The organism is Idiomarina rhizosphaerae (assembly GCF_024159085.1).
GTDB lineage: Bacteria > Pseudomonadota > Gammaproteobacteria > Enterobacterales > Alteromonadaceae > Idiomarina > Idiomarina rhizosphaerae.
In genome coordinates this window covers 201,903-214,067 of the sequence record NZ_JAMZDE010000005.1, presented here as the reverse complement: position 1 = coordinate 214,067, position 12,165 = coordinate 201,903, and the positions used below count along the sequence as shown (strand labels likewise).

The 12,165-nt window shown below is 50.0% G+C and carries 8 protein-coding genes; 5 read left to right on the top strand and 3 right to left on the bottom strand.

Annotated features, from left to right (window positions below; translation table 11 throughout):
- Positions 1-11 precede the first annotated feature (11 nt).
- Entirely contained in the window at positions 12-2,474 is a 2,463-nt protein-coding gene (locus NJR55_RS05065; protein WP_253618419.1) for a penicillin-binding protein 1A, read from the top strand.
- A 38-nt stretch (positions 2,475-2,512) separates the two neighbouring features.
- Here NJR55_RS05065 and NJR55_RS05060 read toward each other — a convergent pair whose 3' ends face one another.
- Positions 2,513-4,954 (bottom strand): bifunctional aspartate kinase/homoserine dehydrogenase II, encoded by a 2,442-nt coding sequence (locus NJR55_RS05060; protein WP_253618417.1) that lies wholly within the window; start codon positions 4,952-4,954, stop codon positions 2,513-2,515.
- Positions 4,955-5,128: 174 nt separating this feature from the next.
- Here NJR55_RS05060 and metJ point away from each other — a divergent pair, with 174 nt between their 5' ends.
- Positions 5,129-5,452: a met regulon transcriptional regulator MetJ gene (gene metJ, locus NJR55_RS05055; protein ID WP_011235689.1), complete on the top strand. Its 324-nt coding sequence runs from the start codon at positions 5,129-5,131 to the stop codon at positions 5,450-5,452.
- A gap of 159 nt (positions 5,453-5,611) precedes the next feature.
- Here the strand turns inward: metJ and NJR55_RS05050 are convergent, their stop codons facing one another.
- Positions 5,612-6,856: a malic enzyme-like NAD(P)-binding protein gene (locus NJR55_RS05050; RefSeq protein WP_253618415.1), complete on the bottom strand. Its 1,245-nt coding sequence runs from the start codon at positions 6,854-6,856 to the stop codon at positions 5,612-5,614.
- A gap of 241 nt (positions 6,857-7,097) precedes the next feature.
- Positions 7,098-7,316, bottom strand: coding sequence for a 50S ribosomal protein L31 (rpmE, locus tag NJR55_RS05045; RefSeq protein WP_011235687.1), 219 nt, complete (start codon positions 7,314-7,316; stop codon positions 7,098-7,100).
- 167 nt (positions 7,317-7,483) lie between these two features.
- On the opposite strand from rpmE, the gene priA reads away from it, so the two are divergent.
- From priA to NJR55_RS05030, 3 genes are all read left to right on the top strand, one after another.
- Positions 7,484-9,694 carry a primosomal protein N' gene (gene priA, locus NJR55_RS05040; protein WP_253618412.1) on the top strand — a complete coding sequence of 737 codons (2,211 nt, stop codon included), beginning with the start codon at positions 7,484-7,486 and terminating at the stop codon, positions 9,692-9,694.
- Positions 9,695-9,786: 92 nt separating this feature from the next.
- On the top strand, positions 9,787-11,529 hold the full coding sequence (argS, locus tag NJR55_RS05035; RefSeq protein WP_253618410.1) for an arginine--tRNA ligase: 1,743 nt from the start codon (positions 9,787-9,789) through the stop codon (positions 11,527-11,529).
- A 6-nt stretch (positions 11,530-11,535) separates the two neighbouring features.
- Complete coding sequence (locus tag NJR55_RS05030) at positions 11,536-12,102, top strand: SPOR domain-containing protein (RefSeq protein ID WP_253618408.1); 567 nt, start codon at positions 11,536-11,538, stop codon at positions 12,100-12,102.
- The last annotated feature ends 63 nt before the right edge of the window (positions 12,103-12,165 follow it).

The following is a 12,165-nucleotide window of genomic DNA, read 5'->3' as shown; positions in this document are numbered from 1 at the left end:
GGAGCAGATAATTGAAGTGGTTTAAGCGGCTAATCTACACCTTGCTGGTGTGTATTATTCTTGGCGGGGTAACGGTTGGCAGCCTTTACTTATACGTTAAGCCCGAGTTGCCCAGTGTGGAAACCTTGCGGGACGTGCGTTTGCAAACACCCATGCAGGTGTTTACCGCGGACGGTGAACTGATCTCACAGTTTGGTGAAAAGCGCCGAATTCCGGTAAAACTGGAAGATGTACCTCAGCCGCTTATTGATGCTTTTCTCGCTACCGAAGATAGCCGTTTTTATCAGCACTTTGGGGTCGATCCTATAGGGGTTGCCAGGGCTTTTAGCGTGTTGCTCACCACCGGTGAAATTCAGGAAGGTGCCAGTACCATTACCATGCAGCTGGCGCGAAACTTCTTCTTAAGCTTTGACCGTGCCTGGATGCGCAAGGTGAAAGAGTCTTTTATCGCTGTCCACATTGAACAGTTGCTGAGTAAAGACGAAATTCTTGAACTTTATTTGAATAAAATTACCTTTGGTCACCGTGCTCATGGTGTCGGTGCAGCCGCGCAGGTGTATTACGGTAAGCCGTTAAACGAACTGACGCTGGCGCAAATGGCAACCATTGCCGGTTTGCCAAAAGCACCGTCTAACCTGAACCCTATTTCAAACCCTATTGCTTCTAAAGCTCGTCGACGCGTTGTCTTATTGCGCATGCTGGACGAGAAGAAAATTACTCGTGCTGAGTTTGAAGAAGCTGCTAACGCCCCGGTAACTGCTCAGCGGCATGGAGCTGAGGTGACAGTTAATGCGCCTTATTTGGCAGAAATGGTGCGTCAGGAAATGGTTGATCGCTATGGTGAAGATAAAGCCTATAACGAAGGTTATCAGGTGTACACGACCATCAGAAGCGACGTACAGTTGGCTGCGCGCCAGGCTATATGGGATAACCTGCACAGCTATGATGAGCGACACGGTTATCGCGGTCCTGTTAGTTTATTGTGGTCAGCAGAGAAGAATGAAGAGCCGGTTAAAGAACCAGCTATACGCAAGTACCTGGAGCAACTGCGTGTTATTGGTGCGGTAACTCCAGCGGTTGTGACTGCAGTCGAAGAGCAATCGGCTGACGTATTAGTGAAGGGAGAGGGCAAACTCACCCTGCCATGGGAAGCTATGCACTGGGCTCGTGAGTACTTAAACGAGGAACGTCAGGGCCCGCCTCCGGAAACCGCAGCTGACATTATGCAGCCGGGTCATGTTATTTGGTTGCGTCGGGTAAATGACGGCAGCGAATGGCGACTGGCGCAAATTCCCGAACCCAGTTCCGCTATTGTCTCTTTACGGCCCGACGATGGTGCCGTTGCCGCTGTTGTCGGTGGATACAGTTTCCAGCTGAGCCAGTACAACCGTGCTTTGCAGGCGGAGCGTCAGGTCGGTTCAAATATTAAACCTTTGATTTACTCAGCCGCATTTGAAGAGGGTTTGACCCTGGCTACCTTGGTGAATGATGCGCCCATTAACCAATGGAATCCGGGATCCGGTGTAGCCTGGCGACCTAAAAACTCGCCGGAAGTCTATGAAGGCCCTATCCGTTTGCGTAAAGCTTTGGCTAAGTCAAAGAACGTGGTCTCGGTGCGCTTAATTCGCGAACTGGGAGTTAAAAAAGTGGCGGATCACCTGGCCAAATTTGGTCTGGACCGCTCAAAAATTCCCGAGAACGAATCGCTTTCTCTTGGCTCTCTTTCAATGACACCCATGCAGGTAGCTCGTGCATACGCAGCCTTCTCAAACGGTGGGTTTCTGATAGAGCCCTACTTTATCAAACGTATTGAAGACGCTGATGGTAATGTGATTGAAAAAACAGACCCAGTGCGCGCTTGTTTCGACTGTGACAACCCGGCTCCGCAGGTGATTAGCGAACAAAATGCGTTTCTGGTTGAGCAGGCAATGAACTCAGCGGTCTGGGGCGGCGGCAGTTGGGCAAATGGCACAGGCTGGAACGGTACGTCCTGGCGTATTCAGCGCTCTAAACCCATTACTGAAGCCGTTGGCCGCAACATTGCCGGTAAAACCGGTACCACCAACGATGTTCGTGATACATGGTTCTCAGGTTTTACCTCGGACCTTGCGACAACTGTCTGGGTTGGGTTTGATGATGTTTCCCGTAAATTAGGACGCACGTCAAAGCATCCTGAAGTAGACTCCAGTCAGCAGGCAATAACTGGCGGTGAAGCGGGTGCGAAAACTGCGTTGCCGGGCTGGATCCTGTTTATGGAGAAGGCGCTACCGCTGTTTCCGTCACGCGATTTTGGTATTCCGCCGGGTGTGGTGAATGTCCGTATCGACTTAGAAAGCGGCAAGTTATCGCACAAAAGTGACTACACCACGCGGTTTGAATACTTTATACGTGGTACCGAACCCACTGAGTACAGTCGCGATAACGGTCAGTCTAATGGCGACATCTTTCAAGAAGATGATGACGACTTATTCTAGTCAGGTAAAATCTGTGCACTAACAAATTAGTGGGAGCATTAAGCTCCCACTGCCAGTTTACTCAGTAACTGATTGAGATCCGATTGCACGCCGCCAGCAGTAACGTGTTTACCCGCACCAGGTCCGCTAATAACTAACGGCATTTCGGAATACCAGTCGGTGTAGATAACGAAGATGTTTTCGCCGGGTATTAAGTTGGCCAGCATGTCCCCTTCCGGAATGTATTCAATACCAACCTGAGCAGTAACTCTTTGCTCGTCACTGACGGTAAAGCTGGCCAGCAGTCGCGGCACTTTGCCGTCTTTAGCCGCTTCGTCCAGCATCGCCGCCATGGGCTCATCAAGTTCGGATAAGCGTTGCATAAACTCGCTAAGTGGTAGCTCACGTAAATGCTCCGGTACCAGGCTTTTTACTTCAATGTCCTGCCAGTCCAGTTTTAAGCCAATTTCGCGTGCCAGAATCAGTAATTTACGCACCAAGTCCTGACAGGACAGGTCTTCACGAGGATCAGGCTCGCTATAACCCCGCTCTTTGGCTTCTTTTACCAATGAACTGAAAGTGACTCCTTTGGTAAAATTCTCAAACAGCCACGACATGGTACCCGAGAAAATACCGGAGATACTGCGAATTTCGTCGCCGGAATTTCGCAAATCGTTTATGGCATAATTCAGCGGCAATCCGGCACCCACCGTGGTGTTGTATAGCCATTCACGCTCGTACTCGTGCTGAATGGTACGAATTTCCCGGTACAGCGCTTCGTCGGCGGAGCCCGCGCGTTTGTTGGCGCTGATAATATGCAGACCGTTTGCGAACAAGCTGGGATACAGTTGCGCGACTTGCTTGGCATCAGTCAAGTCAATGACGACCATCTCGTCGTATGGTGCATTTGGCAACTCGCGCAACAGTTCCGTGAGTACATAAGGCCGCGCCAGACGATCGAAGTCTTCTGCCCACTGAGTGAGCTCGACGCCATTGTAATCCAGCCATAAACGCCGCGAGTTGGCGATGCCCATAACCCGAACGTCCATCACTTGGTTAATGCGGTCGCGCTGCTGTCGGAACAGTTCCAGCCAGGCCGTACCAATGTTGCCGCGGCCAATGACCAGCACACCCAGGCTGCGACGATAATTGAATAATTGGCTGTGCAAGCGATTGAGTAAGCGGTTATCAAGCTTTTGTTCCAGAATAGCAACAGCAGAGTCGCCGTTCTGTGTTAGCGCAAAACGCCGCACTTTTTGTTCGGAAAGTTGTAATTTAAAGGTCGAGAACTGGTCGGTTTCCTGAATGCGGTTACCGACAATGGCCAGCATGGAATAGCCGCGAATTTGAGTAATGGCATCACCCGCGCCCAGACTGTCTAACCAGCCGGTCAGGTAGTCTAAGTGATTTTGATGAAACACCAGATACTGCTGATGATTTTCCGGCTCGGTCCAGCTGACCAGCGGTTCTAATTCCAGTTCATCCAGACGTTTCACTAAGGCTTTATCGTGCAACTCAACCTTAAACAGAACCACCTCAGACAGAGAAGTGAAAACTTTTCCGCGGGGCTGAGTATTCTGGAACTGACCAATACGAGTTTGCTGATTTTCTACTTTCAAACTGGAACGAACGGAAATGACCATGCGTTGACGGTCGACCGGCTGAAAGGTTCTTGGGTGCAGAACCGGGCTGCCAAGGCGTGCGAGTTCTTCAGCTTCGGTCCAGTCTAATGTTGGTAAGCTTACTACACGCTCAACTTTGCGCGGATCTGCCGAATAAACGCCGGCAACGTCTTTCCAGATAGTAACTTGACGTGTATCCAGCAGACTGCCTACTAAGGTCGCTGAATAGTCGCTGCCGTTACGCCCCAGAGTTAAACTCTCGCCGTTTAAACCGCGGGCAATAAAGCCAGTAACAATAAAGCGGGTGCCCGAGTGAAGGGCAACTCTTTGTAACAGTTTCTCACGCGAATGCTCTACCTGAATAACCGGCTCAGGAGCATCTGCGGCGAGTAAAAAGTCGCGGGCATCAATGTAGTCGGCACGGGTGCCCTGTTTTTGCAGTAAAGCTGATAATAAACGGGCGGACCAAAGCTCACCGTAGGACAGTAATTCGGCGTTATGGCTAATGACTTCGTCGCCGGCTAACCAATGACGCCAGCGGGTGAAGTCTTGTTGTGATTGTTGCAGCAGTTGTTGTTGTAAATCACCGCTCAATAGTTCGGTGATTAACCCCTGCTGAAAGCTCTCTAATTGATCGAGCAGAATGCTGGCGGTGTCGCCCGGCTGAGCTTTGGCATTAATAATGGCAAGAATGCGGTTGGTTGTATCTCCGGCTGCGGAAACGACGACTAAGTCGCTGGCACCGGCGTACTCGGTTACAATTCGGGCAACGCGGCGATAGCAGAACGCATCGGCAAGACTGCTGCCGCCAAACTTATGCACCTGAACGCTGTCGGCAACGGCTTGCTTTTGCTCTTCTGTGAGCTGAGTTGTGGTCATTCCGCCTTCCTTAACTACTCGCTTGAATTAGATTACTGCTACTAAGGCTAAAATATTGTCAGGCAAATGTCAGCAACTTTTAGCCATCTAGACGGATAAAATTTGACGGGGTCATTCATTCGGGTACAATTCATTATAACTTATGTGGTTTTGTTATATAGCGGGACAATAACAATGAAATGGAACGGCGAATATATTTACCCTTATGCTGAACACGGTCGTAAGAGTCAGCAGGTGAAAAAAGTTACGGTCTCAATACCCACGCGCGTATTAAAAGTACTGACCGATGAACGAACTCGTCGCCAAATTAATAATCTGCGCCATGCTACCAACAGCGAACTGCTGTGTGAGGCGTTTTTACACGCTTTTACCGGTCAGCCGCTACCGGAAGACGAAGATTTGCAAAAATCCAACCCGAATAAAATCCCCAAAGCCGTGCGCGAAGAGCTGGAAGCCCGGGGATTACCCATTCCAACCGACGAAGAGCTCGACGATTAAACAGTGCCTGTGTCTGTAGCCTGACGTTCACGTCAGGAACGGCACCTCACCTGACATAAATGTCAGGCTACATGTCCCCCAGAAGCCTACGCGCAGCTTGTAGCCTGACGTTCACGTCAGGAACGGCACCTCACCTGACATAAATGTCAGGCTACGTGATTAATCCTGCATATAATTTTTTGGTAAATCGATTTTGGCTGCACCGGACTTCACCGCAGCTTCGGCAACGGCGCGCGATACGCGTGGGCACAAGCGCGGGTCAATTGGCTTGGGAATAATATAATCACGACCGAAGGTTAATTCTTTGACACCGGCCGCTTTTAATACTGATTCCGGCACCGGCTCTTTCGCCAGCTGGCGAATGGCCTCTACCGCGGCAACCTTCATTTCGTCATTAATAGCAGTAGCCCGCACATCTAACGCGCCGCGGAACATAAACGGGAAGCATAAAACGTTGTTCACCTGGTTCGGGTAGTCTGAGCGTCCGGTGCCCATAATCAGGTCATCACGCGCCGCCATAGCGGTTTCCGGTTTAATTTCCGGGTCTGGGTTAGAGCAGGCAAACAGAACCGGGTTAGGTGCCATAAGTTTTAACTCTTCTGCGCTGAGTAGGTTTGGTCCTGAAACCCCAACAAAGATATCGGCACCTTCAATAACGTCTTTTAGCGTACGCTTGTCAGTATTGTTGGCAAACAGCTGTTTGTATTCATTTAAGTCATCACGACGAGTATGAATAACGCCTTTTGAGTCAAGCATATAAATGTGCTCGCGTTGTGCGCCACATTTAATTAAAAGCTCCATACAGGCAATGGCGGCAGCACCGGCACCAAGGCAAACAATGCGTGACTCCGCCAGGTCTTTACCTTGAATTTCCAACGCATTAAGCATACCGGCGGCCGTTACAATGGCAGTACCGTGTTGATCATCATGGAATACCGGTACATTGCAGCGCTCTATTAACGCCTGTTCTATTTCGAAACATTCAGGGGCTTTAATGTCTTCTAAGTTGATGCCACCAAAGGTATCGGCAATGTTAGCTACGGTATTGATAAAGTCTTGCGTGGTACGGTGACTCACTTCAATATCAATAGAGTCCAGTCCGGCGAAGCGCTTGAATAGCAGAGCTTTGCCTTCCATTACCGGTTTTGACGCCAGCGGCCCTAAATTTCCCAGACCAAGAATGGCGGTTCCGTTGGTAATAACCGCAACCATGTTGCCTTTGGCGGTATAACGGTAGGCGGCGTCCGGATCCTGAGCTATTTCCCTAACCGGCTCTGCTACGCCCGGGCTGTAGGCCAGAGCTAAGTCCTTGCTGGTTTCTGCGGGAGTGGTGAGTTCAACCGAAATTTTACCCGGAGTTGGGTATTCGTGGTAATCCAGTGCCTGTTGGCGAAAATCTGTCATGCGGTGATACCTGAGTCTGGTTATCAGAATGCCGATCAGTCTATCGCTTTTATGCTAAGAAACAAATCTTACCTCCGTCTTTATGCCGAATGACGCGAACTAAATTTAACGAGTGTTCAAAAGTACACCAGTTAACTTTTCGTTAACAATAGGAGGTTTAGGCGAGCGGGCACAAAAAAAGGCGCTGTTTAGCGCCTTTCTCTTAAAATCTGCTGTTAAGCAGCGTTTTCTATAGGTTTTCTTAGGAGTCTTTCTTGCCCAGAGCACCAAAACGCTTCTTAAATTTATCAACACGACCACCAGTGTCCATTACACGTTGCTTACCAGTGTAGAACGGGTGGCACTCTGAACATACGTCCAGGTGAAGATCTTCTGAGCGGGTTGAACGCGTTTCGAACGTGTGACCGCAAGAACAGCTGACTTTTAAAGTCTCGTACTTAGGATGAATACCTTGTTTCATGGGGTTACCTCAGTTATGGGCCGCATCGCCATTCGATCCAAAGCCGAACACCATGCGCAAAAAAACATCAATGAATTAAGAGCCGCGCATTTTATGTGATCCTGCGCCTGTGATCAAGCAGAATCTGCTGCCTTGTATTCTGCGCGGTAGCGTTCCAGAATAGAGCCATGAAGCAAGCCAGCACCGGCAGTGAACGACGTTATAAAGTCGCATTGCCGTTACCTCTTCGACAAACCTATGATTATCTGTGCAAAAGTGCCGAGCCACTGTCGCAGGGAGTGCGTGTGCGCGTGCCTTTTGGCCAGCGTCAGTTAGTGGGTTACGTGGTTGCCGAAGCCAATGACGAGCCGCCAACATTTGAACTGAAAGCGGTAGCTTCGGTTCTGGATGAGCAACGACTGTGGCCGGATGATATCTGGCAGTTGGTGCGCTGGTCTTCTGACTACTACCACCATTCATTGGGGGATGTAGCTGCTAATAGTCTGCCGGTTTTACTGCGCAAAGGCGACGCGCCGGAATACCTGACGGAAACCTTTTATGCTCTGACCGATTTAGGTGTCGCTCAATCCATTAACGACTTAAAAGGGGCAGCGCGACAGCAACAAGTGTTGGCGGCACTTAAACACCAGCCGCTCAGACGCAGTGACTTAACCGACATAGGTGTGACTTCAGCGGTGTTGCGTACCTTGCAGGACAAAGGCTGGATTGAGGTACGCGAGCAGGCACCAGCAAAACCACAAAGCTGGCAGCAGAAATCGTCGGTATTAAGAGAGCAGGGTCATGCGTTAAATACCGAGCAGGCGGTAGCGGTTTCCACCATTAACCAACAACAGAAGCACAGTACGCTATTGCTGGAGGGTGTTACCGGCAGTGGTAAAACCGAGGTGTATCTGCAGGCTATGCAGCCAGTACTGGAGCGTAGTGAGCAGGTATTGGTGTTGGTACCGGAAATCGGCCTGACCCCACAGACTTTGCAGCGCTTTAAAGAACGCTTTGACGCCCCGGTGGTGATGCTGCACTCGGGAATGAGTGACAGAGAGCGGCTTAACACCTGGCTGGATGCTAAGCACGGGCACGCTGCAATTATTATAGGCACCCGCTCGGCGGTGTTTACGCCCTGTCAGAAGCTCGGCCTTATTGTGGTCGATGAAGAACATGATTTGTCTTACAAGCAGCAGGACGGCTTTCGCTACCATGCCCGGGACATTGCTATTAAACGGGCGTCGTTGCTGAATATTCCATTGGTTCTGGGCAGTGCAACGGCCTCGCTCGAAACCCTGAATAACGCGGTGAGCAAACGCTTTCACTGGCTTAAGCTGGGGCAGCGCGCCGGTGGTGCGCAAATGGTCAAACACGAACTTATTGACCTTAAACAACAACCAATTAAGGCCGGCGTTTCCAAAGCGTTGCAGGAACAAATTCAGGCAGAAATTGAACGCGGTAATCAGGTATTGCTGTTCCTTAACCGCCGTGGTTTTGCACCGGCGTTAATGTGTCACGAGTGTGGCTGGCTGGCGCAGTGCCATCGCTGCGACGCTTATTATACGGTGCATAAGGCTCATCACCAGTTGCAGTGTCACCATTGTGGCAGTCAGCAGCGCATACCTAAGCAGTGCGGTTCCTGTGGTTCCACTCACTTAATTTCGCATGGCGTGGGTACCGAACAGTTAGAGCACAGCCTGAAAGAGATGTTTCCCGGCCGAGGGGTGCTGCGCATTGACCGGGATTCCACCCGTCGCAAAGGGCAATTGGATGATTATCTGCAAAAAGCCACCAACAATGAATATCCGTTGCTGGTCGGCACGCAGATGTTGGCAAAAGGCCATCACTTTCCCCATGTCACTCTGGTGGCGCTGCTGGATGTCGACGGCGCGCTTTACAGTGCGGACTTTCGTGCTGCGGAGCGTTTAGGTCAGCTTTATACCCAAGTGGCGGGGCGCGCCGGGCGGGAGCACAAAGCCGGGAAGGTGGTATTGCAAACCCACCATCCGGAGCACGACTTAATTCAGGACTTACTCAACAACGGTTATTCACACTTTGCTTTGACCGCACTTGCCGAGCGGCAACAAAGTGAGCTGCCGCCGTTCTCTTATTTGGCTCTGTTCCGTGGCGAAGCAACCGACCGTGACTCGGTGGTGCAGGCAATGACGCAAATTCAGCAGTTAATGCCGCAGGTGGAGGGTGCATTTTTACTGGGGCCGATGCCCGCCTTAATGGAGCGTAAAGCTGGTCGTTACCGCTATCAATTACTGTTACATTGTCAGTCACGTAAATTGCGTTTTCAGCTTATTGAACACTTGTTGCCGCAGATTAACGCCTTGCCGTTATTGAAAAAAGTGCGCTGGTCGCTGGATATTGATCCGCAAGACTTCAGCTGATTAACAACTAAGCGGTTTTTTTTATCGGGCGTAGCGATTAAACTAAGCGTCTTGAATTTCCTCTTCGATTTTTCATACAGGTAGTCGCATTAATGAAAGAACAACTTGAACAGTTACTGGCCGAAGCCATTGGTCAACTTAAAGCACAGGGCACAATTCCGGCAGAGCATTCAGTAAATATTCAGTTGGATCGACCCCGCGATAAGTCGCACGGTGACTTTGCGACAAACCTGGCATTGATGCTGGCAAAACCAGCAAAATCGAACCCACGTCAGTTGGCAGAAGCCATTGTTGCTGCGATTCCGGAAAATTCTTTACTGTCAAAAATGGACATTGCGGGTCCGGGTTTTATTAACTTCACCATTTCGCAGGACCAGTTGAAAGGCCAGCTAACCGCAATGCTGAACAGCGACAGTCTGAACGTGGATGTGGCGGAAGAAAGCAAAACCATTGTTATTGATTACTCATCGCCTAATCTGGCCAAAGAAATGCACGTAGGGCACTTACGCTCAGCCATTATTGGTGATGCGGTGTCCCGTGTGTGTGAGTTTTTAGGGCACAAAGTGATTCGCCAGAACCACGTGGGTGACTGGGGTACGCAGTTCGGCATGCTTTTAGCGTACATGGAAGCGCTGGATAATCAGTCTGCAGAATATGAGCTGAGCAACCTGGAGACTTTCTATAAAGCCGCCAAGCAGCGTTTTGACGAAAGTGAAGAGTTTGCTGACCGTGCACGTCAGCTAGTCGTAAAACTGCAGTCGGGCGACGAATACTGCCTGAAGCTGTGGAACCAATTTATTGATGTGTCACTGAGCCATTGTCAGGACGTTTATGACCGTTTAGGCGTTAAGCTGACTCGTGACGATGTGATGGCAGAAAGTGCTTATAACGACAAGTTACCGGGTGTTATTGAGCACCTGCGTGAAAAAGGTTTGTTGACTGAAGATCAGGGCGCGCAATGCGTGTTCCTTGAAGAATACAAAGGCAAAGAAGGTGAACCGCTGCCTATTATTGTGCAGAAAAAAGGCGGGGGTTACCTTTACGCCACTACCGACTTAGCCGCTATTGAATACCGTCAGAAACAGTTAGGTGGCGATCACCTGATGTACTTTGTGGATGCCCGTCAGTCGCTGCATTTTGACCAAATATTTACGCTGGCGCGCAAAGCCGGTTTTGTGGAAGGCGATATACAGCTCGACCATTACGGTTTTGGCACCGTGATGGGTAAAGACGGCAAACCTTACAAAAGTCGTGACGGCGGTGTGACCAAGCTGGCTGATTTATTAGATGAAGCAGAACGTCGCGCACTAGAGCTACTGCAGCAGAAAACTACTGACCTTAGCGAAGAACAACAGAAGCGGGTTGCTGAAGTGGTGGGTATTAGCTCGGTTAAATACGCAGACTTATCGAAAAACCGTACCAGCGACTACATTTTCGACTGGAACCATATGCTGACTTTTGAAGGCAACACGGCACCTTACCTGCTTTATGCTTACACCCGGGTGAACAGCATTTTTGATCGTTTAGGCGACACGGCATTTGACCGTGACGCGGACATTATTCTGGACGATGAACGTGAGCTGGCGCTGGCGAATCAGCTGGTGCGTTTTAACGAAGTGCTGCATCAGGTTCAGGATAAAGCCATGCCGCATTTCTTATGTGGTTTTCTGTTTGATTTGGCCGGCCGCTTCTCCAGTTTTTATGAAGCCTGTCCAATTTTGAATCAGGAAGACGAAGCCCTTCGTAACAGCCGTCTGAAGTTGTCGATGTTAACCGCCAACGTGCTGAAGCAAGGTCTGGAATTACTGGGCATTCCAACCCTGGAGAAGATGTAACGCACTATGGATTACGCGAATCGTAAGCCAAAACCGCCAAAACGTAAGCCGGCTAAGAAAAAAGCAACCAATAAAAAGCAGCAACGCGGCGCAAAACCCGTTACTGAGCGTAAACCAGTGCCTTGGTTTGTGATTGCTGTTGCCATTGGCCTGATTGCCTTTTTCACCTATATTCTGCTGCAAATTAGCGGTAAGTCTGAAGGGGTTGAACAACCAAAGGTACAACCGCCACCGGCTGACGTATTGCCGGAGAAATCGGCTGAACGCTGGCGTTATATAGAAGAGTTAAAAAGTAAAGAGGTGGAAGTGGATGTGCCTGAACGCGAAGTAGGTCCACCGAAACTCATGCAATGTGGTTCTTTCCGTCAGCAGGAAGACGCTGAAAGGTTACGAGCACAAATTGCGATGGCGGGGCTTGAATCTCAGGTACGCTCGACTGAAGGCAGCAACGGGCTTTGGTACCGGGTTATTCTTGGCCCTTATGAAACCAAGCGAGATGCTGAAAGTGACCGTCATAAACTTCAGCGCAATCAGGTGTTTGGTTGTGCTATTTGGAACTGGAATCTGGATTAATCGACTGACACCATTGAAAAATACGATATAGACCCTCAAATACTTGTCATCGACGTCACTAAG

Bases quoted from the DNA above. Each gene is read 5' to 3' on its own strand.
- NJR55_RS05060 (WP_253618417.1), bottom strand. From the start codon at position 4,954: ATGACCACAACTCAGCTCACAGAAGAGCAAAAGCAAGCCGTTGCCGAC.
- rpmE (WP_011235687.1), bottom strand. From the start codon at position 7,316: ATGAAACAAGGTATTCATCCTAAGTACGAGACTTTAAAAGTCAGCTGT.
- NJR55_RS05050 (WP_253618415.1), bottom strand. From the start codon at position 6,856: ATGACAGATTTTCGCCAACAGGCACTGGATTACCACGAATACCCAACT.
- NJR55_RS05030 (WP_253618408.1), top strand. From the start codon at position 11,536: ATGGATTACGCGAATCGTAAGCCAAAACCGCCAAAACGTAAGCCGGCT.
- priA (WP_253618412.1), top strand. From the start codon at position 7,484: ATGAAGCAAGCCAGCACCGGCAGTGAACGACGTTATAAAGTCGCATTG.
- argS (WP_253618410.1), top strand. From the start codon at position 9,787: ATGAAAGAACAACTTGAACAGTTACTGGCCGAAGCCATTGGTCAACTT.
- metJ (WP_011235689.1), top strand. From the start codon at position 5,129: ATGAAATGGAACGGCGAATATATTTACCCTTATGCTGAACACGGTCGT.